Source organism: Klebsiella sp. K4 (assembly GCF_014596785.2).
GTDB classification, from domain to species: Bacteria; Pseudomonadota; Gammaproteobacteria; order Enterobacterales; family Enterobacteriaceae; genus Klebsiella; species Klebsiella pneumoniae.
The window spans coordinates 2,320,307-2,341,793 of the sequence record NZ_CP115021.1; the positions used below are offsets into that span (position 1 = coordinate 2,320,307).

Consider the following 21,487-nt stretch of genomic DNA (forward strand, 5'->3'; position numbering starts at 1 on the left):
CGCTGAGCTTTTCAGGTGGTAGGGCTTGCCGATGCGGGTGACAAGGGTATCTCTGCCGCAGCCATAAAATCGATAAAACAGCGTATTCGCGGTGACAGATAGCGGCTGGCGGGCCACAGGACCGAGAAATGCCCATCCTTGACGCAACAGCCGGGCAACACCTCCTGCAGTTGTCCCTCATCCATTGCCTCGCGCACGACAAAATCAGGCACATAAGCGATGCCCATCCCCGCCGCGCTTAAGCGAATGGCGGCCTCAATGTTATTGACCGTCATCACGGCAGCGGCCCTGAAATCTCCCGTCAGTCGCATACCGCGCAGTTCCCAGGGCTGGATCAGCCCCGTCGCGGGGAAGCGGAAAAAAATGCACTTGTGCGCCGCCAATTCCGCTGGCGAGTCGGGGGCGCCGTATTCCGCCAGATAGGCCGGGCTGGCACAGAGCACAAAACGAAAGCCTCCCAGCGTTCTGGCGATCAAGCGGGAGTCCGCTAATTCACCGCTGCGGATAGCGACATCAACTCCCTCATCGATCAGATTGACCAGCCGGTCGCTAAAGTCGAGATCCAGTTCAACCTGCGGATAAAGACGGCTAAAGGCGGTGAGGGCGGGGAGCAACAGGCGGTAGCCAATGACGGGCAGTGAAATCCTCAGTTTGCCGGTGGGCTGTGAGAGACTGCTGGTCAGCTCTGACTCGGCCTCCTGGATCTGCTCCAGGATACTCTGACAGCGGGTCAGAAATGCGGCCCCCTCCGCCGTCAGGCTGACGTTTCTGGTGCTGCGGTTGAACAGCCGGACCCCCAGTTTATGCTCCAGCCGGGCGACATTCTTACCTACCGCCGAGGCAGATATGCCCAGCAGCCTGGCGGCCTGAACAAAGCTTAGCCTTTCGGCGGTGCGGACAAAGGACGTCAACGAGGTAAGGCTGTCCATCGATTATAAACCTTATGTCTCTTAAGAAGATATTTTCAGTCTATTTATCGGCAAGAACATCCGCAATAGGATGGCGACAGTTTATTTATTCCTTGCCGACTGATGAGGGCCGCCCGATGTTACTCCCCGACAGAACACCTTCCCGATACGCCAGCGCCCTGGCCGCGCTTTCTGTCTTTATGGCGGCCTTGCTGCTGCCGTTAAGTTTTACCGGCGGCGTCATGACCACCCCCGCGATACAGCAGTCGCTGGGCGGCTCTCCCGCTGCGCTGTCGTGGCTGACCAATGGCTTTATGCTGACTTTCGGCAGCTTTTTGCTGGCCGCAGGGGTGACGGCGGATGCCATCGACAGAAAACGTATTTTTATCGCCGGCGCCGCGCTGTTTTGCCTGAGCAGCCTGCTGTTTTGTCTGACGCACAATCTCTTCCTGTCAGGCGTGTTGAGGGCGCTGCAGGGCCTGGCCGCGGCGATGATTTTAGCCAGCGGCAGTGCGGCGCTGGCCCAGCTGTATGATGGCGCCCAGCGGACTCGGGCATTCAGCATCCTCGGCACGGTGTTCGGCATTGGCCTGGCGTTCGGTCCGCTGCTGATCGGCTTCATGATCGACGCGGTGGGCTGGCGCGGCGTATACGCCCTGTTTGCGCTGCTCTCGGCAGGGGTTCTGCTTATAGGCCTGGTATCTCTGCCTGCGACAGAAAAAAGCGAGCCGCGGCCACCCGACAACCTGGGCTTAACCCTGTTTACGCTGGCCCTGATGCTGTTTACTGCATCGCTTATGGTTATTCCGGCCCGCGGTTTTTTATCCCTGACCACGCTGGCCTTGCTCATCGCGTCGGGGGGGCTGTTCGTGGCCTTTGTCGTACGCTGCCGGAGGGTGAACAACCCGGTGCTGGAACTCTCCCTGCTGCGTCATCCGCGTTTTGTCGGCGTACTGTTGTTGCCTGTCGCCACCTGCTGTTGCTACGTGGTCCTGCTGATTATTGTTCCACTGCATTTTATGGGCGGAGAGGGGATGAGTGAGTCGCAGAGCGCACTGTATCTGATGGCGCTGACCACGCCGATGCTGGTTTTCCCATCCGTTGCGGCCCTGCTCACCCGCTGGTTTTCACCGGGGCAGGTGTCCACGGCGGGACTGATGATGGCCTCCGTCGGGTTGTTGTTGCTGGGCGATGCTTTTCACAGTAACCACCTCCCGCAGCTGGTGCTGGCGCTGATCCTCTGTGGGGCGGGGGCGGCGCTTCCCTGGGGACTGATGGATGGCCTGGCGATATCCGCTAAGCCGGTATGGCGGCAGGCCTGTTCAACACCGTACGCGTTGCCGGCGAGGGGATCGCCCTGGCGGTCGTCTCCGCGGTATTAACGGCAAGCAATACCCTGACCCTGCAGAGTCGCGTTCACGGGTATGCCCCCGAGGTGATTCACCGCGCCGCAGGCTGGCTGGGGGCCGGCAATATGCCGCAGGCGGCTGCGCTTTTGCCTGATTTTTCCCTCCGGGTGCTGCGCGAGAGCTATGACTCTGCTTATACGCTACTGTTTAGCGGGCTGGCGGTCGTCACCCTGCTGTGCGCCCTGATGATCTGGCTGACGCTATGCCGGAAGGGGGGCGCTATCCAAACCCGCGACAGTGGATCCTGAACCCCCTTGATAGCCTTACAGCTGGGCGTATCTATCGCCACGATCGGAACCCACCTTAGCGCCCTGTACCAGAAAATCCATACTCGACATCAGGCAGAGCTCCTGCTGATTCTCCGCGTAATCGACGGCGAATGGTTTCGCTCGGTCAGGAATGATGGTCGCGCAGGAAAACGGTCAGCACCTCTTTCGGCGGCACGCCGCCGCATTCGCCAATCATCCAGCCCACCGCGCCGCGGTGATAGGCGCCGTGAAAGAGCATGTGGTTCAGCATCTCCATCGCGGTCATATTGCCGTCGCCGCCGTCGACAAATTTGAAGGCGATACGTTCGTGGAAATCGGCGGGGGTCATGGCGCTGACGTACTGAATGTATTCGTCCGTACAGGCGGTCATGGCCGTTTCCAGCTCATCAACGGTTGGCGTCTCAGGGGTATTCAGCGCGGTGTAGCCGTGCGGCCTGCCGCGCAGATTCGCCCGGAAAATCATATCAACGACATGGATATGGTTCATCAGCCTGATGGTCAGGTGACGCTTTTCGCCATGTACCGTTCCGTCAATCGCGCGGATCGCCTGTAAGGTGGCAAGGTCAATCCAGCGCTTGTATTTCAACAGCGTTACTACTGTGTCTTTGTCCATAGTCGGTCCCGGGTTGGTTGAACCGTTATCATACTGGTTATGCCGGTGAGCCGTCACTCACCGGCATCAGGCACAAAAAAGCCTCGCCGAGGCGAGGCTTTTCAATAAGCAGGTGATTTAGTCAAACACACCGTTAATCACGGCGGTGACGATCGCGGTGCTCAGGGCCACCAGCACCAGATCATCGCCGACCGCCCGCCATTCATAGCCCGGATAATAGGGCAGGTCGTTAATCATAGAAGCTGGCAGGGTCTTTTTGGCGATCCCCGGAGGGAGCGGTTTGCCGCGGGCGACATTTTTGGCGATACCCGGCGGCAGCGCCTGATAGCCGACCAGACCGTAGTTCACGGCAAGGGAGCGCGCCCGTGAGAAGCTAATATCGCTGTCGACGTGGTCGGGCTTGCCGTAGTTTTTCCGTTTGCCGTGATCTTCAGTGGACTGGCCTTTATTTTGCCCTTTATTGCCATGGTCGCCACTGTTACCGTTGTTACCATGATTGCCGCTATTGCCATGGTTACCACTGTTCCCGTGATTACCACCGCCGTTGCCATTGCCATTACCCGGGTTGGCATACGCTGGCGCGGCCATGACGGCAAGAGAAATAACCGCCGCCAGTGCTGTTTTGAGAGTGCGACGCTTAAGCATGATGTTGATACCTTAACAGGGAGTACACGCTTAAAAAATAAGATAAAGCTATACCCCAGGCAATCTCATGTTGTCTTATTTTTTTGCCCTTATTTAATTAGCGGCGGGAAAAGGGTAGCGGGACGCGGACGAGCAATTCCATTGCTGCGTTTTGACAGACGGGCGACCGCGCCCCGCTAAATATCTTGCCGGGAGGATCGCTCCCGGGCGTGGAGAAAAAATGCCCGAAGCCATTGGGCAAAAGAGTACAAAGATGTTCCGCTTCATTTATCGCGCGTCTCACAAGACGGGGCGGATAGTAAATCCTGGCGCTGCCGCGCACAATCGGTCGGTTGTTTAGAAATAAATAACCCCATCGACCGCGCTCAGGATGCGACCCAATGACAGGCGACCCGATGGCCCGGGGCCACCTCGCGCAGCGCCGGAGGCTCTCTGCGGCAACGTTCGCTGGCCAGCGGGCAGCGGGATGAAAAGCGGCAGCCGGCGGGGGGATTGGCCGGATCCGGGATCTCGCCTTGCACCAGCGCCTGCGGTTCGCTGTGCGGGTCGAGGGTCGGCACCGCAGCCAGCAGGGCGCGGGTGTAGGGATGGAGGGGGCGGCTGAACAGCGCATCGCGGCTGGCGCTTTCCACCAGTTGCCCGAGATACATCACCGCCACATCGTCACATAAATGCTCCACCACCCCGAGGTCGTGGGAGATAAACAGAAACGTGACGCCGCGGTTGTCGCGCAGGTCGGAAAACAAATTGATGATCTGCGCCTGAATCGACACATCAAGGGCCGAGATGGGTTCATCGGCGACGATAAAATCCGGGTTGAGGATCAGCGCCCGGGCAATACCGATCCGCTGACGCTGGCCGCCGGAAAACTGATGCGGGAAGCGGGCATAGTGTTCCGGCGCCAGGCCGCAGATCTTCATCACGTCGATCACCCGGTCATATAGCTCATTGCGGGCGCACAGTTTGTGCTCCAGCATGGCTTCGCCAATCGCGTCGCCAATACGCAGCCGCGGGTTCAGCGAGCTATAGGGGTCCTGAAACACCAGCTGCATCCTAGGCCGGATAGCGCGCAGGGCAGGCGCGGTCAGGTCGGCCAGCTCCTGACCGTGAAATTTCACGCTGCCGGCGCTCTTCTCGTACAGGCCAAGCAGGGTCCGGCCGACGGTGGTTTTACCGCTGCCGGACTCGCCCACCAGGCCAAAAATGGTGCCCGGACGGATATTAAAGCTGATGCCGTCCACCGCGCGAAGCTCGCCGGTCTGCTGACCAAACAGGCCGTCGCGTAGCGGAAAATATTTTTTCAATCCATCCACTTCAATGACATAGCGTTCGCTCATGCTGTCACCTCCGCAAATTCGCTATAAAAGCAGGCAGCACGTTGGCGGTCGCCGAGCAGCGGCGGAATCGCCTCCCGGCAGCGCGCCGTCGCCCGCTCGCAGCGCCCGGCAAAGGCGCAGCCCGCCGGCAGGGCGGCCAGATCCGGCACCTGGCCGGGAATTGAGTACAGCCGCCGACGCCGCTCACCGGGCACCGGTCGGGAGGCGATCAGCCCCCGCGTGTAGGGATGCTGAGGATGCCGTAGCACTTCCGCGGTGGCGCCTTGTTCCACAATTCGTCCGGCATACATCACCACCACCTGCTCGGCCATCTGCGCGATCACCCCCAGGTCGTGGGTAATCAGCATCATCGCCATCTGGCTGGCCCGGGCCCGATCCCGCAGCAAGCGTAGGATCTGCGCCTGCACGGTCACGTCGAGCGCGGTGGTGGGTTCGTCGGCGATCAGCAGTTTGGGCCGACAGCTCAGCGCCATGGCGATCATCACCCGCTGCAGCATGCCGCCGGAAAGCTGGTGAGGATAGCGGGTCATCAGGCTGTCCCCGCGCGCCAGGCCGACCTCGCTTAACAGCTGGATGGCCTGATGCCAGGCGGCTTTCGGCGTGGCGCCGAGGTGGCGGATCGGCGGTTCGCATAGCTGCTCCCCGATGGTCAACACCGGGTTGAGGGCCGACATCGGTTCCTGAAAAATCATTGCCAGCTGGTGACCGCGCAGATCGGCCATCTGTCTGGCTTTCAGCCGCAGCAGATCGCGGTCCGCGAAGCGGATCTCGCCGCCGTCGATGCGCGCCGTCTGCGGCGGCAGGAGGCCCATCAGCGCCATGGCGGTGACGCTTTTGCCGCAGCCGGATTCACCCACCACGCCAACGGTTTGCCCGGCCTGAATGGTGAAAGAAACCTCCTGCACCGCGCGCACGCGAGAGCGTTCGCCGGCGAAAGAGACGGAAAGATGATCAAAGGAGACTAACGGCGTGGTCATTTCAGCCTCGGTTTCATATTGGGATCCATGGCATCGCGCAGGCCATCGCCCAGCACGTTGATGGCGATCACGGTGATAAAGATGGCGATGCCCGGCGGCATCCACAGCCAGGGGCGACGCTGGAAATCGATCAGACTGTTAGCGGCATCCATCATATTGCCCCACGACGGCGTCGGCGGCACCACGCCGAGGCCGAGATAGCTCAGCGCGGATTCACTGAGAATGGCGTTGGCGACGGCCATGGTCGCCATCACCACCAGAATCGGAATGGTATTCGGCAGCAGGTGGCCAAACAGCCGTCGACGCGCCGACAGGCCCAGCACCTTGGTGGCCAGCATAAAATCGCGTTCGCGCAGGGAGAGACATTGCCCGCGCACCAGCCGCGCCAGTCGGGGCCACTCCAGCAGGCTGAGCATCACCACCACCATATAAATGCGCGAGTCCGGCGAAAAATCGAGCTCGGAAAGCATCGCCCCGGCGACGATCAATAGCGGTAACCCAGGGATAGTCATCACCAGGTCGGCCACGCGCATGATCAGTTTGTCGGTTAATCCGCCGACGTAACCCGAGAGGGCGCCGAGCAGGTAGCCGAGGCACACCGACATCACCATGGTCAGCAGGCCGATAACCAGCGAGATGCGCCCGGCCAGCAGCAGGCGGGTGTAGACATCACGACCGAGGAAATCGGTCCCCAGCCAGTGTTCCGCCCCGGGCGGCTGGTTGATGCTCAGGGCGTCGGTGGCATCATCTCTCCACGGCGACCAGACGGGCCCCAGCACGCACCACACCGCCATCACCGCCAGCAGGAGCAGGCAGAACATGGCCAGCCGGTTACGGCGCAGCTGTCGCCACCCCTGGCGCCAGGGAGAGGGGGTAATGTGCGCCAGCGCCGGGATAGCCGCCTGCCGCTGGCGGCGACGGGAAGCTAAGTAAGACAGGATCATCATGACCTCACCCGAATACGCGGATCGGCCCAGGCGTACAGCACGTCGGCGAGCAGATTCCCGACGATCGTCAGCACCGCCAGAAACAGGGTAAACCCCATCAGTACCGGATAGTCGCGGGCGGCCAGCGAGTCGATATGAATGTGGCCCGCCCCCGGCCAGTTGAATACCTTTTCGGTAATGATCGCCCCGGAGAACAGCCCCGGCAGCTCGAAGCCCAGCAGGGTGATAATCGGCAGCAGGGCGTTGCGCAGGGCATGTTTGAGGATCACCGTGCGCTCCTGCAACCCCTTGGCGCGGGCGGTACGGATAAAATCCATTTTCACCACGTCGAGCATACTGGCGCGCACATAGCGCGTCAGGCTGCCCGCCTGCAGCATCACCAGCGCCAGCACCGGCAGCGCCAGGTGGGCAGCCACCTGCAGCACATACTGCCAGCCGCTCTCGTCGCTGCCGGTATTGGTCATCCCGCCTACCGGCAGCCAGTGGAGATCGACGGCGAACCATTTAATCAGCAGCAGGCAGAGGAAAAAGGTGGGGAACGACATGGCGGCAAACACCGCGACGCTCACCAGATGATCAAACCAGGAGCCGGGTCGCAGGGCAGAAACCACGCCGACCGCCAGGCCGATGCCCCAGTAAAAGACCAGCGCGACGCTGGCCAGCAGAAAAGAGTTCCAGATGTACTGGTTGAGCAACTGGCTGACCGGGATCTGATACTGCAGCGAAAAGCCTAAATCACCGCGCAGCAACTGTCCCAGCCAGTGGAGGTAGCGGGTCAACAGCGGCTGGTCGAGGCCGTAGATCGCCTTCAGCTCCGCGGCGCGGGCAGCGGTCAGGGTGATATTGCCATCGATAAAGTCGCCGGGGGTTTTGGCAAACAGCAAAAAAATAATGAAGGAGGCCAGCAGCAGCATCGGCAGCGTTTGCAGCAGGCGCCTCAGGATGAAATTTCTCATGACGGTCTCACATCAGCCGCCGGTTAACCCGGCGGCCAGGGATTTATTTGACGATTTTTACATCCGGCAGGCTGCCGGTCAGGCCGTTGTAGATATCCGGCTTAAAGCCGCTGACGCGGACGCTGCTGGCGGAAAGGATCTCGCGATAGCCGAGCAGGATCACCGGCGGATCGTCGGCCAGCACTTTATACAGCTGGTGGTAGATCGGCTTGCGCTGTTCGATGTCGAGCACCGCGTTGCCGGCGTTAATCAGCTTATCGACTTCCGCGTTATGGTAGCCGGACTCTTTAGCTTCGCTGCTGTAGAAATCCCATACCCCGTCGTGCGGGTCGTTGAGGGTGCTGGTGCTGAACGAGGCCAAATCGTAATTTCCGGCTTTGCGCTGCGCCATCAGGGCGTTGAAATCCACCACCTGCGGCTTCAGCAGCACGCCGATCTGCCGCCAGTTCTCCTTGGCGATGGGGATCAGCGCATCGTTGAGCACCTTCTTGCTCACCAGCAGGGTCAGCTCCAGGCGCTGGCCGTCTTTGGCGCGGATACCGTCGGCGCCTGGTTTCCAGCCGGCCTCATCCAGCAGCTTTTTGGCCTGTGCCGGATCGTAAGGGTAAGGGTTGACGCCTTCAGCGTTAAAGGCCCAGGAGATCGGCGCGATCGGTTCGATGGCGACTTTGCCGTATCCCTGATAGACCACGTCGATCAGCTTCTGCCTATCCAGGCCGTAAATCAGCGCCTGGCGCACCCGCTTATCCTGTAGCGCCGGGCGATGCACGTTGAATTCCACCTGGCTGTAGTCGCTGGAGCCGTAAAGATTAATATTGGCGAAGCCGAGCATCTTCAGTTGCTCAATATCGTCGGGGCGCGAGGTAAAGGCGTCGTAGTCGGTCTCCCCGGTCTGGAACAGCTGGAAGTTGGTGGACGGATTGGTCACGCGATAGATAAAGCGCGGCGTTGGCGGCGTCCCTCGGTAAAAATGGCTATTGGCATGGAAGCGTATTTCCTGACCGGGAATATATTTGTCGTACACGTAAGGGCCGTTGCCCAGCGGCTTGCCGTGCAGTGAGCGCAGATAGTCGAGATTCCCCCGCTGATACCCTTTGCCGTACCAGGCTTTCGACAGTACAGGCCCGCCAATTTTGGCCAGCGTGGTGGCGCCTGGCTGCGTGGTGGTCACCTGCAGGGTGAGCGGGTCGATGACCTTCAGGCCGCTGACGCTGTCAGCCTTGCCGGCTTTGTAGTCCGCCCCGCCGGCGATATTGGCCAGGGTGATGTCGGTATCGCCATCATAGCTGGGGTCGAGCAGGACCGTCAGGGTAAAGGCGACATCTTCCGCCGTCAGCGGTGAGCCGTCGCTAAAGGTGAGGCCAGGGCGCAATTTGATGGTATAGACTTTGTTATCCGGGCTGACCGTCCAGCTCTCCGCCAGTCCCGGGACCAGCTTGCCCTGGCTGTCCCAGTCGATCAGGCGTGAAAAAATGACGTTAGTCACGTTCTCATCCCAGCCGTTGACGAAAAAGTAGGGGTTAAAGATCCCTTGCGGCTCGGAGATCCCGGCCACCACCGTGTCTGTGCGCAGTTTGGCGCTGGCCGGGATCTGGCTGGCGTCGCTGGCCGGGGTGATGCCTTCTTTCAGGATCACTTCCGCATGGGCAACAGAAGAAAATGCTACCACGCCGCCGAGCAGGGCCACTTTTAGCGCCAGGGCGAAGCGGGTTTGTCTGGTTTTTAATCCTTGTTGTAATCTGGACAAAAGTGCTACCTCATCAAATGATTGCGTGGTTATTTACAATTCATGACGAAAGATAAGAGGCGCACTTCGCCCTGTCTAACACTGAAACGCTATGATTTATAACTAATTATCCTTAGCAAAGGATCGGCAATATAATCCCATTTTATGGCTATGAAGCAGTGGTTTCCGCTGTCTGATGATGGTTGGTCAGCATGCTGTCTGTGACCCAGCTTTTCAATCGCGAGGTTCTGAACAGGCGTCACACCTGCGCGGTATTCGCCGGCTGAAAGGGAACGATGATAGTGGCCCCGTACCGACCACCGTGCAGGGAGGAAGGCTCCCTGGCGGTCAGTTCCGGGCAGACGTTAACGCTCCTTCGCCGCTGGGGGAAGCAGGGAGGGTGCGGTTTCGGTTAGCGGCAACCAGAGCCGCTCGGGGTCATTAAATCCCTCTTCGACAAGGGCATAAAAGCGGCTGGCGTGGAGACCATCGACGAAGGCATGGTTAAACCGCCCGGCCACCGGGATAACGCCATTCTGCAATTTTCCCCAGGTGAGCGCGGGGACCGCCGCGCCGACGGCATATTCCGCATGGGTCATCGAGGTGAAGTGGAGCCATGGCAGACAGCTGGCGCAGATAAAATGCTCGCCATCGACGATGAGCGGCGCCGGGGATGTCTCTCTTGCCGCGACAATCTTCGGCGTGGCCGCGGCGCTGAAGGCGGTGAACTCGGGGGCGTTGTCGCACCACACCTGACGGAATCCCTCTCCGACGGTCATCACCGGCGTCATTACTGCCAGACTGTCATATTCAATCACCTCATCGTTCCGCACGCGCTGGCGTAGCTGCGGTACCCCGTTGGCCGCGCGCAGCAGGGCATAGAGCGCGAGCTGAAAAAACGAGACCCGACGGTCCTTCGCACATTCGTACAGGCGCTGCGCCGCTATCGGCACGCAGAGATTAAAGCTGGGGTTGGCGAATTGGCGGTAAAAAGTGAAATGGTCCCGGCGGGGCCAGGATGCGGTGTCGATAATCCGGTAATGTGCCATGGATGCCTCCTGAATACTGGCGTTCTGCTGACTATGCGACGATTTCGATCAGGTTGCCATCGGGATCGGCGATCACCGCCTCATAATAGCCGTCGCCGGTGGTGCGCGGCGGCGAAATCAGTATTCCGGCGGCCCCGGCGCGTTGGGCGATGGCATCGACCTGTTCCGCCCCGCCCACCGAGAGGGCCAGATGCGCCCAGCCGGTATGGTTATTAACCGCGCTGGCCTGCTGCAGGCCAGGCTTGGTCATCAGCTCGATCACCACCTCGTCGTCGATAGTAACAAAATAGGAGGCAAAGCCGGGGTTGGTCTGGCTAAGGTATTTTTCATTGATGCTGGCGGCAAAGAAGTCCACCCAGAAGCGGGCCTGGACGTCTAGCTGTTGGGTCCACAGGGCGAAATGGGCAATTTTCATGGTAAACCTCCGGGCAGGAACGTTGACAACCAGAGCAGGGCAGACGATCATGCTTGCTACTGCTCGGTTTTGATCATTTAAGGATTGTGTTATGCTCGATTATGCTGCTTTCCCTCAACAGCGACAAGCGCTGATTTGCCAGATCCTGCAGGAAAACGGCAGAGTGGTGTGCGCGGAGCTGGCGGCGCGTCTTCAGGTGTCGGAGCATACCATCCGCCGCGATCTGCATGAGCTCAGCCGCGAGGGATTCTGTAAAAAGGTGTATGGCGGGGCGGTGCTGAGTCTGCCGGAAGCGGGGGATTACAGTCAGCGGAAAGATAAAAACCGCGCGATAAAGCTCAGGATCGCGCAACAGTGTGCCCGGCTGGTGAAGCCCGGCGGCACTATTTTCATTGATACCGGGACCACCAATCTGGCGATGGCCGAGGCGCTGCCCACCGAGCTGGCGCTGACGGTGGTAACGAACTCGCCGGAGATCGCCGCGGTACTGGTGAAAAAACCGCTGTATGACGTGGTGATCCTTGGCGGCCAGGTACAGCGCGCGAGCGGCGGTTGCGTCGGCGCCGCGGCGGTGGCTCAGGTGCAGGGCATGTTATTCGACCAGGGGTTTATCGGCGGCTGCGCGATGGCGCCAGAGTCGGGCCTGACCGGCTTTGACTATGCCGACTGCGAGTTCAAGAAAGCGGTCATTAAACAGTGCAGCGAAATTATTGTTGGTCTGACTTCGGATAAAATTCCGGCAGCAGCGCGGTTTGTGGTGGCCGCCAGCAGCGATATCGATGTGCTGGTGGTGGAAGAGAATATCAGTCGCGAATATCGCGTTGCCTTTCAGCAGCACGATATTCGCATCTATACCGTGTAACCCGCTAGCGGGTGAGGGAGGTGGCGATAAGCCGCAGGCCCAGCGCCCCCAGCACCGTCGCTGTGGCGATGTCGATCCGCCGCTTCAGCCGCAGGTAGACGCGCCGCGGGTGGTCGGCAGACAGCACCAGCGCCACCAGCGAATACCAGCTGACGTCGATCAGAAAGCTCATCAGCGGCACGATGTAATAGAAGGCGGTGGGGATCTGCGCCGGCAGCAGGGCGGTAAAAATTGAGGCGAACACCAGCGCAGTTTTGGGATTGCTGAGCTGAGTATACAGCCCGTCGCGGAAGGTCTTCAGCAAAGAGCGGTTGCCGGCCATCCCGCTGGCGGAAAAGTCCATCGGCTGCGCCGACCCGCGAAAAATTTTATAGCCCAGCCACAGCAGATAGAGCCCGCCCGCCACCTTCAAACCAATAAACAGCTCCGGCACCGCGGTGAGCACCTTCTGCAGGCCCAGCATCGCCATAATGGAGAAAATGGCCGCACCGGCGCCGGTACCGAGGGCGGTCACCATACCGTGCAGACGCGAGCGAGCGACGGCATTGCGCGCGACAAAAATAAAGCTTGGGCCGGGACTGATCACGCCCATGATCAGCACCGCGGCAATGGCCATCAGGCTGGATAGGAACATAGCGACTCCTGTTATGTCCGCCGCAGGCAGGCGGTCGGTAACGTGTGGACGGTTGGAGCAGACAGAGTAGCAAACTGGTTCAGGAAAGCACGTCAAAAAGGTGTGTGTTAGACGGGGAGAAGCAGGCGTTGGCGGCGCGCGTTTTCTGCGCAACTGTTTGAATAACGATTCCCATTCTTGTCATCGATGGTAAACTGAATAACTGTGATCTTTGTCATACCGTAATAACTACAGAGAAGAGACACTGCTATGCAACATATCATTGAGGGCTTCCTCAACTTCCAGAAAGAGATCTTCCCCCAGCGTAAAGAACTCTTCCGCAGCCTGGCCTCCAGCCAGAATCCCAAAGCGCTTTTCATCTCCTGTTCTGACAGCCGTCTGGTGCCGGAACTGGTTACCCAGCAGGAGCCGGGACAGCTCTTTGTCATTCGTAATGCCGGGAATATCGTGCCGTCTTTCGGGCCGGAGCCGGGCGGCGTTTCCGCGACCATCGAATATGCCGTGGTTGCGCTGGGCGTGACGGATATCGTGATCTGCGGCCATTCCAACTGCGGCGCGATGAAAGCGATCGCCACCTGTCAGTGCCTTGAGCCGATGCCGGCGGTGTCTCACTGGCTACGCTATGCCGATGCCGCGAAAGCGGTGGTGGAAAAGAAAACCTGGGCTAGCGAAACCGATAAGGTCAATGGCATGGTGCAGGAAAACGTCATCGCCCAACTGAATAACATCAAGACCCATCCTTCGGTGGCGGTTGGTCTGCGCGACCATACCCTGCGCCTGCATGGCTGGTTCTACGACATCGAAACCGGCGATATTCAGGCGCTGGATAAAAACACGAAATCCTTTGTTTCGCTGTCGGAAAATCCGGACGTCTTTTTCGAATAAAGTCTTTCCAGGGCACGGAGGCCCTGCAAACCCTCACCACGCCACGCAAATTTTGCCAAAACGGGCGCCGCTTTGCAGACAGCGGAAGGCCTCCGACTGATTCGCGGCGACAGACCTCTCCGCTTTACGCCGACAAGCCGCAGATAATCCAGCCAATCGGGTATTTATTGCTATCAGGCTCTTTTTGTGCTGAGAGTCAGTATTGTCCGGGATCCGGCGAATGCCGCATGGACCTGCCGGGAAATGTCAGGAAGGGGGAAAAACTAAAGCGCCGTCCAGGCGGCGCTTTAGGAAACGTTTAGGGGCAAGGGTTTATTTGCTCAGTTCAGCCGTCATATGAACACGGTTGTTAAACTGGGCGCTGGTAATTTTATAGGATGCACCCTGTTCTGCGGCCTGGGCGGCAATTTTAGCTTCCGCGCGGTCCAGCGTGGAGGCAGTGGCGCTGACGCTCTGAGCAAAGCTGGCAGCAGAGAACAGAGACAGCGCAGCAACAGCAACGAAAGTTTTGATGAATTTCATGGTCGTATTCCTTAATTTGGTGTCTGATAAAGGGCCTGTTGCCCTGATGTGATAAAGAATACGCTTGATTGCTGGAGCCTAAAATCAAAACAATTTGCGAAACTCTTTCAAATAATATGAATGATTTTCCGCCAGCCTCGAGGCTGCGCGCGGCGGCAGGGTTGCATTAGCTGCTGTGGTCAGGCATCGGAGGTCGGCAGACAGGCGACTAAAAGAGAGCCTGTCGGTCATGAAATGATGAAAATGGCTATGACTGACCAGGCGGAAATTCACTTTAATCCTTTCCAGGCCGTTATAAACACGCTTGCGATTAATCCCCAGCGTAGCGGCCATTTGATGAACCGACTGACCCTTCATGGTGGCATCAATCATCCGCATCTCCAGGCGGTTGAGCGGGGCTCGTTGACGGAAAGAAACGCTCTGACGTTGGTGACGCGGCACGAGTGGCCAGCGGCGCTCGGCCAGGCAGCGCAGAAGGCGGCTCACTTCACGTACCGCTTCGCGCTGGCTGACCCACAGTAGGGTATCCGCGAAAAAGGCGCGTCCGCGCCTTACGTTGCCGGCTGACGTAAAGCCAATGACCAGGCCCTGAAAGTGCTGAGCGATTTCAGCGGCAGCCAGGTAATCATGATAGTTTTCCAGTGACAAAATAATCACATCCAGCCCGGACAGTTCTGGAAGATGGCTGAGGGGCAGGGAGTGAATAACCTTTAATTCGGGCGCTGTTTTCTGAATATCCCGAAAACACTGGGCGATACCGATATTAAAATAAATATTATTGCTGTGAATTAAAATATTCAACGAATAAACCCTGTTGCTGGCGATGTAAACGGCGCGGGGAGGGGGTTAGCTGCGTACCAGAAGCTTATTCATATCAGCAGGCGAAGTGTTTATATAATTCATCATCCCCGGCGGTTTGTATGAATAAATTTCGGCTACGTAAACGTTATTAATATAATACCCCGCACACTTAACGCGGATGATTAACGCGCTCTCCACGCCAGCCTGGTGTAAGCGAGACTTTAAGCTCTGAATAACCTGCCATAGGCGCTGCGCGGAAGGGCGGAGATTATTTTTTTCCCAAACGTTAATCATTAACTCTTCATCGCTGACCAGACGTTCTCTGCCGTGCGCCAGCAGGTACTCCAGTAAACAGGCCATGGTGCTGCGTAGCTGGACTTGCGTCCGTGTCCCGCGCAGCGTGATAATTTCCCGATGATGCAGGCAGTAGAAAATATTATCCGCTAACTTATAGCCAAGTAGTTTATAGCCTTTAGTCATCCACCACTCCCTGACAAATCCTCTTCTTGCCGGTGCAGAGTACCTGCCCGCTGCTGACTGACCAAGTGAATTTTATCAGTTAGAATAATCAAAACAAATAACCACATAGCCATACATAACTAGAATAAAAATCTGATAATATCGCTTGATTCTGTTGTATTATGCGGTATAGGAAAAGTCTTAATCAGGCGGCTGGCGAAGGTAAGCGGTTGAAAATATAGGTGGCATCGAAAAATAAATGCACTTAAATTGATTTGGATCAATTTAAGCTATTTCAGAGGGCGATGACCATTTACATTCTAAAACAAAGATTGAAATAACTTCCGTTACGCGGTGATACGCTAATTCTGAACTTGTGGAACTACCCAGGGAATGGTTCATTACTTTTCAGGAGCGTTTTTATGGTCATTGCAACTCGTAAGCCTCTGTGCAACAAACGCTGGTCGGCCAGCCCGGCCTCCCAGGATCTTCAGTTGACTCAGCTACGTCACCCGTGGGTCGCCACCAAAGCTAGCTGCAAAAGTAAAAAAGGCTGGAAGAGCCGCGGTTAACGGCTCGTCCACTTTCCCGGACAAAACGCCCCGGTCGTGCTCATGCCGCGACCGGGGTTTTACTGTGGTCATTGTTCTGCTCAACGATCACACCGAGCGCAGACAATAGCCTGAGGCGGTGTTCTCCACTCTGGCGAATCCCGGCAGGCCAAGATGCATACCGGCAATCAACCACCGTTCGCTGGCGGCCTGGCGCAGCAGGATCTCCCTGGTACGCCGGGCCTGTTCAGGATCGACGTCGAAGGCGACCGAGGCTTCTGGCCGCGCAGACTGAATGGACGGGAAATGGACGATATCCCCCCAGATCAGCAGCGAGGTATCGCCCGCTTCGAGACGATACCCGGTATGCCCGGGCGTATGGCCGGGCAGAGGGCACGGGCGGATCCCGGCGATCACCTCCTCATCATCAACCCCGCTGATTTGCGCCGCGCAGTTCGCCAGTACACGGCGAACAAGCAGCACGTTGCGCCGGCCGCGATCGCTGGCGTTGTCGAACGTGGATGTTGCCAGCCAGTAAGCGCTTTCCCGCGTAGGCAGGAACACCGTGGCGTTGGGATACGCTGGCGTACCAGCGGCGGACAGCAGGCCGCCGATATGGTCCGGATGGGCGTGGGTGAGAAGGATGGCGTCGATCTCCTCGGGACCAACGCCGAGCCGCGCCAGATTGGCGATAAGTTCGCCGCCAACGCCATTGGCTCCGCCGGTGCCGGTATCCACCAGCACCGTGTTCCCGCGACCGCGGATCAGATAGGCGCCAATCGCAATGGTCTCCGGCGAGGCTAATCCTGACTGCCGCTGCAGATGTTCCGCCTCCTCCCGTGAGATACCCGAGAGTAAGGACAGCGGCGCTGACATCAGACCATCACTCACGGCAGTCACCGTCAGGTCGCCAGCGGTCAACGTATAAAAGGGAGCAGGTGACATGGCGACCTCACGCGCGCTGCGCCGGGTTGCGTAACCGGGCGGTGATGGGCTGATAGATAAAGACGGCGGCAGTCGTGGCCAGGTGATGCAGGTTGTCTCGTGGGAGGATGGCGGCATACCGGCTTTGTTCGGTCGCCAGGCCGCCTGGCTGCAGGTGTATCGGCGCAGCGACGGGCAAGTCCTCCGCGGTATCGCCCAGCAGCAGCACTTCATCCGGGGCAACCTCCCGCAGCGTATTATTCGTTAGATAGAGGTGGCGATGCCAGTCGGCGATCGCCGATTGCCAGCGGGCAAAATGGCCGCCGCCGTTGCGGCGGTAGGCGTCGCTGTCGATGACGGTAGCATCGTGGATATCGTGCAGCGCCAGGTAGCAGGGGCAGCCCTCGCTGAGAGCGCGGAAGCGCTGGGAGGCGTAGAAACCGGGCACAGAGACCAGCGCCGGTAGTTTTTCCTGATTGTAAAAGGTATTCCACGCCGCTTCGCTTTGGGGATCGGTGTAGGCGCATTCGACGACATAGAGCATAGTGACCTCGATGAACAGATGATGTGGCGCACAAGGCGCTTTAGTGAGTTTTCATCATCCTATCGGCTAAAAATGGCGCTGAAAAACGATGTTAATTCAAGACTTAGTGATATTCTGTCACTGACTTTCGGTGAGCCTGCACAAGGAGCATTGGCTATGCGTCGTAAAATCCCCAGCAGCGCTGCGCTACTGGCTTTTGAGGCCGCGGCTCGTCACGGCAACTTTGCCCGCGCGGCGGCGGAGCTCGCGTTAACGGAAGGGGCCATCAGCCGGCAGATTGCCCGTCTGGAAGCGCTCCTCGACAGTAAACTCTTCGACAGGACGGGGAGCCGGGTGCGGCTCAATCCGGCAGGCGCCCGCTATGCTCGTCAGGTCCGCGAGATCCTCGCTCGTCTGGAACGGGACACCCATGACGTCAGCGGGATGCCCGTCGATGGCCGCAGCCTGGAGATCGCCGTGCTCCCCACCTTCGCCAGCCGCTGGTTAATTCCCCGGCTCGGGCGCTTTGCGGCGCAGCATCCGCATATCGTGGTCAATATCGCCGCCCGCAGCGATCCCTTCATTCTGCCGGGAAGCGGATTTGATGCTGCCATCCATTTTGAACACCCGGCGTGGACCGGAATGGAGGTGACGTTTTTATTTGCGGAGTATTTGCTGCCGGTCTGCCATGCTGCGCTGCTGACGGATGACGATCTTCCGGGGCTGCTTAACCGGCTAACGCGCATTCACCGGCGGCAAAACCCGGACGCCTGGCTGCACTATGCCCGCGAGTGCGGTCTGGCGCTGGATAACCCCGCCCAGGGGCCGCGCTACGATCTGCATGAGATGGCGATCGCCGCGGTACTTAGCCAGCAGGGTGTGGCCCTGGTGCCGAAGATGTATGTGGAAAGCGAGCTGAGCGCCGGAACGCTGGTTGCCCCGTGGCCGGGCTCCCCGACGCTGGCTAAGCGCTTCTGTTTGATCAAACCCGGCGGCGGGGAGGGGGAGCCAGCGCTGCAGATGTTTGAGCGCTGGCTGCAGACGGAGATTGCGGCAGGTTAAGTCAGAGCTGGTCGGGAGATATTTAGCGCCGCCCATGGTTTCCTCCCTGTTTTACCGCGCGCTCGCTTTTTTAGGCCAGGGAATAGTTTTCAGTATGGAATATTGTTGTTGCGAAGCCACCGCTTCCGCCCTGCGTCCAGACGGCCTCCTTCTCTCGTCTTACAAAATATTATCAGTTTATTTTTTTTATTCTGTTTGTCGTCTTTTTCAGCATTACGCAGTTACTCCCGATCTGAACCGAGATGCCACTGAATTAAAACTGGACGTACTCCGGCAGGATGTGGATACGAACGGGATTTCCTTGTGCATGTATAGCTGAGCGACTGTTATTCCGGGCGTTAAATAAAAGATCACCGTTCTGCCTTACCCAGTGCGCTTTGGGTTCCTGTAGGGAGACAGCGACGGGCGGTAGCGTTCGCGAAAGCAGGCGGGTGCGATAGCGCGACCAGTGGGTGGCGAAGGGTAACGAATGGAGGTCGTAATGATGAATTTTAACGCCAGAAAAGATGGAGTGAAGCGATGAGGAACAGGCTGATAAACGATGCAACCAGTTTGGTAAAGCAACCGCCGAGGCAGTCACGCTACCGGATGGTTGTTCACCGGGGGGGCGCAATATCGACAGCCTGCTGAATCAGCAACTGTTAACCCATATGGCGGCAGGACCGAAGCCGCAGCACCTGACGCGGAGCGGGATGAGGAAGAGGGGAACGCCTCAAGAGGAGTGTCCGCTTTTTTTGCAGGAAGTCTTGCCGGATTATTATTATCCGTTGGAGCTGAAACATCCAGAGCAATATACACGTCCCGATATCTGAAGCGCAGAAATCCGGTACTGCATGATAAACTGCAAAATCTGCGAGATCTGGATCTTCTGTATTTTCATGTTGAGGATATTGTAAAACCTTTCGAAACAGCGTGTATGGCCAGTGATAAGAATCCAGCAGAATTTAACAAAATATGTGAATATTTCTTTGGTGGATTATGAATATAAAACGAACATTACTCATCCTGTTTTCCCGTGTTATCAGAGGGGCTGGGATGGGATTAGGTGCTTCAGGTATCGCGCTGGCTGGTTGGTTCTTTTTTTTCTCAGTAAATGAATATAAATTTCTCTGGGGTTTACTTTCAGTTGTGGAATTCCTGGTGGGGTATCTGATATATCGATTTGCATATGCATATATTTATGATGAATGGAATGATTATCATTAAGAAATTAAACGGCGTGGTCTGTTGATCGATTTTTGATGCTCATTAAAAGGGTTGGCTTCCTTAGCACTCATGTGGACTAGTATGGACTATGCAAGGAAAACGCTTTGCCAAAACACAACATTTTAAGTCAGCAATACCAACGGGGAGCAGGTGATAAAATTCAGGAATTACAGAAGGAAAGATGATTGGTGCGTCTGAATGGACTCGAACCATCGACCCCCACCATGTCAAGGTGGTGCTCTAACCAACTGAGCTACAGACGCATTATGGTGCGTTTAATTGGACTCGAACCAACGACCCCCACCATGTCAAGGTGGTGCTCTAACCAACTGAGCTATAAACGCATTATGGTGCGTTCGATTGGACTCGAACCAACGACCCCCACCATGTCAAGGTGGTGCTCTAACCAACTGAGCTACGAACGCAATGTTGTGGTGACAACGGGGACGCATATTAGCGGCAGGGAGGGGATGTGGCAAGAGGTAAACGTCACTTTTCTTGCACATTGCATGCGATTGCGGAACTTTTACTCATTCCGGATATATTTTACTGAACCACAAGGATATTTCTTCGCCAGCGAGCATCACGGCTCTTATTTTTCAGGCAGTCCAAACCTGCGCGGAAGGGTTGGCGATGTGTTAAATTATCGGCCACCAGAAGAGAAGGAGTCATAACGAAGATGAAATCGATTGGTATTTTCTGCGGTTCTTCAGCTGGCGAACATCCGCTGTACCTCGAAACCGCCCGTCTGGTTGGACGTACGCTGGCGCAGCAGGGGTTGGCGCTTGTCTATGGCGGCGGCAAAGTTGGTCTGATGGGGGCGGTCGCCGATGCGGCGCTGGAGGCCGGTGGCGTGGTGATCGGCGTGATGCCGCGCGGCCTGGTGGAGCGGGAAATTGCCCACCGCGGCTTGACGGAGCTGCATGTGGTCGAGGATATGCACGAGCGGAAAACCAAAATGGCGGCGCTGGCGGATGGCTTTATTGCCCTGCCGGGCGGGGCGGGGACGCTCGAGGAGATTTTCGAACAATGGACCTGGGCGCAGCTGGGGATCCATGAGAAACCGTGCGCGTTCCTGAATATTAAGGGTTATTACGATCCGCTTCAGGCGATGGTCGATAACATGGTACGGGAAGGGTTTATGCACCCGCGCTACGCGGAGATGCTGCCGTTCGCTACCTCGGCAGACGAGATTATCGCCGGTTTTCGCGACTATACGCCGCCGGCCCGTAAATGGGTTCAGCAGCCAGCTATTTAAACATCAAGCGCAGGGTAAACAGCGCGCAGACGATGAGCAGTAACAGCAGCAATTCGAAGCGATAGCGTTGCAGCATGATGTCCTCCTGAAAAAAAACCGGCGCTGTTCAGCGCCGGTTTATCACCTTAACGCCCTGACCATTATGCCGCCGGTTTAGCTGCGTGGTGTGCCGCTTTATGATGTTTCTTTGCAGCCTGCGCTTTCTGCGCGACTGCCGGTTTCGCAGCGGTTTTGTGGTGTTTCTTCGCCGCCTGGGCTTTTTGCTCAGCAGCCGGTTTTGCAGCAGCTTTGTGGTGTTTCTTCGCCGCCTGCGCTTTCTGCTCGGCTGCCGGTTTCGCGGCCGCTTTGTGATGTTTCTTATGGTGAACGGTAGTATGGCTGGCTGCTGCACTCGGGGTGGTGCTTGCCGCATCGGCAGCGAAAGCAACTGATGACAGACCCATAGCAGCGGCAACGACCAGAGCTAATACTTTTTTCATTCTGAAATCCTCGACTTGGTTTCTTGAGTAACCCCACTGCGGGGCTGTTGGCAACACTATAAGCGCCTGC

Annotated in this window: 23 protein-coding genes, 3 tRNA genes and 3 pseudogenes; 9 read left to right on the forward strand and 20 right to left on the reverse strand. The window is 57.7% G+C overall.

Annotation, left to right across the window (positions count from 1 at the left end; genetic code table 11):
* Window positions 1-11 precede the first annotated feature (11 nt).
* Window positions 12-929 (reverse strand): LysR family transcriptional regulator, encoded by a 918-nt coding sequence (locus IB144_RS11525; protein ID WP_149358887.1) that lies wholly within the window; start codon window positions 927-929, stop codon window positions 12-14.
* A 116-nt stretch (window positions 930-1,045) separates the two neighbouring features.
* On the opposite strand from IB144_RS11525, the pseudogene IB144_RS11530 reads away from it, so the two are divergent.
* Together IB144_RS11530 and IB144_RS11535 are read left to right on the forward strand one after the other, a co-directional pair.
* Window positions 1,046-2,565 (forward strand): annotated as a pseudogene (locus tag IB144_RS11530) (MFS transporter).
* 13 nt (window positions 2,566-2,578) lie between these two features.
* Window positions 2,579-2,674, forward strand: a pseudogene (locus IB144_RS11535) (transcriptional regulator); the annotation flags it as partial.
* 36 nt (window positions 2,675-2,710) lie between these two features.
* Here IB144_RS11535 and IB144_RS11540 read toward each other — a convergent pair.
* From IB144_RS11540 to IB144_RS11580, 9 genes are all read right to left on the reverse strand, one after another.
* A complete protein-coding gene (locus IB144_RS11540) occupies window positions 2,711-3,199 on the reverse strand; it encodes a DinB family protein (protein ID WP_004175817.1) in 489 nt (162 codons plus the stop codon).
* A 117-nt stretch (window positions 3,200-3,316) separates the two neighbouring features.
* Window positions 3,317-3,844, reverse strand: a complete 528-nt coding sequence (locus IB144_RS11545) for an anti-virulence regulator CigR family protein (RefSeq protein WP_002907918.1) — start codon at window positions 3,842-3,844, stop codon at window positions 3,317-3,319.
* A gap of 365 nt (window positions 3,845-4,209) precedes the next feature.
* Entirely contained in the window at window positions 4,210-5,181 is a 972-nt protein-coding gene (locus tag IB144_RS11550) for an oligopeptide/dipeptide ABC transporter ATP-binding protein (RefSeq protein ID WP_023341680.1), read from the reverse strand.
* The gene (locus IB144_RS11555; protein ID WP_004210098.1) at window positions 5,178-6,158 is read right to left on the reverse strand and encodes an ABC transporter ATP-binding protein; all 981 of its coding nucleotides are present in this window, start codon (window positions 6,156-6,158) and stop codon (window positions 5,178-5,180) included. Before IB144_RS11555 ends, IB144_RS11550 begins: the two co-directional genes overlap by 4 nt.
* Window positions 6,155-7,105 (reverse strand): oligopeptide ABC transporter permease, encoded by a 951-nt coding sequence (gene opp4C, locus IB144_RS11560; protein WP_074187645.1) that lies wholly within the window; start codon window positions 7,103-7,105, stop codon window positions 6,155-6,157. Before opp4C ends, IB144_RS11555 begins: the two co-directional genes overlap by 4 nt.
* A complete protein-coding gene (locus IB144_RS11565) occupies window positions 7,102-8,061 on the reverse strand; it encodes an ABC transporter permease (protein WP_004175825.1) in 960 nt (319 codons plus the stop codon). The genes opp4C and IB144_RS11565 overlap by 4 nt, the downstream gene beginning before the upstream one ends.
* Window positions 8,062-8,104: 43 nt before the next feature.
* On the reverse strand, window positions 8,105-9,808 hold the full coding sequence (locus tag IB144_RS11570) for an ABC transporter substrate-binding protein (protein ID WP_065888658.1): 1,704 nt from the start codon (window positions 9,806-9,808) through the stop codon (window positions 8,105-8,107).
* Between the two features lie 344 nt (window positions 9,809-10,152).
* Window positions 10,153-10,836 carry a CatA-like O-acetyltransferase, family 1 gene (locus IB144_RS11575; protein ID WP_004175829.1) on the reverse strand — a complete coding sequence of 228 codons (684 nt, stop codon included), beginning with the start codon at window positions 10,834-10,836 and terminating at the stop codon, window positions 10,153-10,155.
* Window positions 10,837-10,867: 31 nt separating this feature from the next.
* Window positions 10,868-11,251 carry a VOC family protein gene (locus IB144_RS11580; protein ID WP_019705750.1) on the reverse strand — a complete coding sequence of 128 codons (384 nt, stop codon included), beginning with the start codon at window positions 11,249-11,251 and terminating at the stop codon, window positions 10,868-10,870.
* A gap of 91 nt (window positions 11,252-11,342) precedes the next feature.
* Between IB144_RS11580 and IB144_RS11585 the strand changes: the two genes are divergently transcribed.
* Entirely contained in the window at window positions 11,343-12,113 is a 771-nt protein-coding gene (locus tag IB144_RS11585; protein WP_004180180.1) for a DeoR/GlpR family DNA-binding transcription regulator, read from the forward strand.
* Between the two features lie 4 nt (window positions 12,114-12,117).
* Here IB144_RS11585 and IB144_RS11590 read toward each other — a convergent pair whose 3' ends face one another.
* Window positions 12,118-12,747 (reverse strand): LysE family transporter, encoded by a 630-nt coding sequence (locus IB144_RS11590; protein WP_049000487.1) that lies wholly within the window; start codon window positions 12,745-12,747, stop codon window positions 12,118-12,120.
* A 249-nt stretch (window positions 12,748-12,996) separates the two neighbouring features.
* Here IB144_RS11590 and IB144_RS11595 point away from each other — a divergent pair, with 249 nt between their 5' ends.
* On the forward strand, window positions 12,997-13,632 hold the full coding sequence (locus IB144_RS11595) for a carbonic anhydrase (protein ID WP_002907811.1): 636 nt from the start codon (window positions 12,997-12,999) through the stop codon (window positions 13,630-13,632).
* Window positions 13,633-13,944: 312 nt separating this feature from the next.
* Here IB144_RS11595 and IB144_RS11600 read toward each other — a convergent pair whose 3' ends face one another.
* The 3 genes from IB144_RS11600 to IB144_RS11610 all read right to left on the reverse strand — a co-directional run bounded on the left by IB144_RS11600 (window position 13,945) and on the right by IB144_RS11610 (window position 15,435).
* The gene (locus IB144_RS11600) at window positions 13,945-14,154 is read right to left on the reverse strand and encodes a YdgH/BhsA/McbA-like domain containing protein (protein ID WP_002907807.1); all 210 of its coding nucleotides are present in this window, start codon (window positions 14,152-14,154) and stop codon (window positions 13,945-13,947) included.
* Between the two features lie 84 nt (window positions 14,155-14,238).
* Window positions 14,239-14,955: a hypothetical protein gene (locus IB144_RS11605; RefSeq protein ID WP_019705748.1), complete on the reverse strand. Its 717-nt coding sequence runs from the start codon at window positions 14,953-14,955 to the stop codon at window positions 14,239-14,241.
* Between the two features lie 45 nt (window positions 14,956-15,000).
* On the reverse strand, window positions 15,001-15,435 hold the full coding sequence (locus tag IB144_RS11610; protein ID WP_004143863.1) for a winged helix-turn-helix domain-containing protein: 435 nt from the start codon (window positions 15,433-15,435) through the stop codon (window positions 15,001-15,003).
* A 401-nt stretch (window positions 15,436-15,836) separates the two neighbouring features.
* Here IB144_RS11610 and IB144_RS11615 point away from each other — a divergent pair, with 401 nt between their 5' ends.
* Window positions 15,837-15,986: a hypothetical protein gene (locus IB144_RS11615; RefSeq protein WP_002907802.1), complete on the forward strand. Its 150-nt coding sequence runs from the start codon at window positions 15,837-15,839 to the stop codon at window positions 15,984-15,986.
* An 87-nt stretch (window positions 15,987-16,073) separates the two neighbouring features.
* Here the strand turns inward: IB144_RS11615 and IB144_RS11620 are convergent, their stop codons facing one another.
* A complete protein-coding gene (locus IB144_RS11620) occupies window positions 16,074-16,910 on the reverse strand; it encodes an MBL fold metallo-hydrolase (protein WP_023316252.1) in 837 nt (278 codons plus the stop codon).
* Between the two features lie 7 nt (window positions 16,911-16,917).
* Window positions 16,918-17,433 (reverse strand): DUF4286 family protein, encoded by a 516-nt coding sequence (locus IB144_RS11625; protein WP_019705745.1) that lies wholly within the window; start codon window positions 17,431-17,433, stop codon window positions 16,918-16,920.
* Window positions 17,434-17,589: 156 nt separating this feature from the next.
* Between IB144_RS11625 and IB144_RS11630 the strand changes: the two genes are divergently transcribed.
* The 3 genes and pseudogenes from IB144_RS11630 to IB144_RS11640 all read left to right on the forward strand — a co-directional run bounded on the left by IB144_RS11630 (window position 17,590) and on the right by IB144_RS11640 (window position 19,680).
* Entirely contained in the window at window positions 17,590-18,474 is an 885-nt protein-coding gene (locus IB144_RS11630) for a LysR substrate-binding domain-containing protein (protein ID WP_002907799.1), read from the forward strand.
* A 712-nt stretch (window positions 18,475-19,186) separates the two neighbouring features.
* A pseudogene (locus tag IB144_RS11635) lies at window positions 19,187-19,456 on the forward strand (hypothetical protein); the annotation flags it as partial.
* The gene (locus tag IB144_RS11640) at window positions 19,453-19,680 is read left to right on the forward strand and encodes a hypothetical protein (protein WP_077253507.1); all 228 of its coding nucleotides are present in this window, start codon (window positions 19,453-19,455) and stop codon (window positions 19,678-19,680) included. The pseudogene IB144_RS11635 and the gene IB144_RS11640, both read left to right, overlap by 4 nt.
* A gap of 186 nt (window positions 19,681-19,866) precedes the next feature.
* Here IB144_RS11640 and IB144_RS11645 read toward each other — a convergent pair.
* The 3 genes from IB144_RS11645 to IB144_RS11655 form a co-directional block, all read right to left on the reverse strand.
* Window positions 19,867-19,943 (reverse strand) — tRNA-Val (locus IB144_RS11645).
* A gap of 4 nt (window positions 19,944-19,947) precedes the next feature.
* Window positions 19,948-20,024: transfer RNA gene (locus IB144_RS11650), tRNA-Val, on the reverse strand.
* 4 nt (window positions 20,025-20,028) lie between these two features.
* Window positions 20,029-20,105: transfer RNA gene (locus tag IB144_RS11655), tRNA-Val, on the reverse strand.
* Window positions 20,106-20,359: 254 nt separating this feature from the next.
* Between IB144_RS11655 and IB144_RS11660 the strand changes: the two genes are divergently transcribed.
* On the forward strand, window positions 20,360-20,938 hold the full coding sequence (locus IB144_RS11660; RefSeq protein ID WP_004175848.1) for a TIGR00730 family Rossman fold protein: 579 nt from the start codon (window positions 20,360-20,362) through the stop codon (window positions 20,936-20,938).
* 140 nt (window positions 20,939-21,078) lie between these two features.
* On the opposite strand, the gene asr is transcribed toward IB144_RS11660, so the two are convergent.
* The gene (asr, locus tag IB144_RS11665) at window positions 21,079-21,417 is read right to left on the reverse strand and encodes an acid resistance repetitive basic protein Asr (RefSeq protein WP_032428160.1); all 339 of its coding nucleotides are present in this window, start codon (window positions 21,415-21,417) and stop codon (window positions 21,079-21,081) included.
* Window positions 21,418-21,487: the final 70 nt, after the last annotated feature.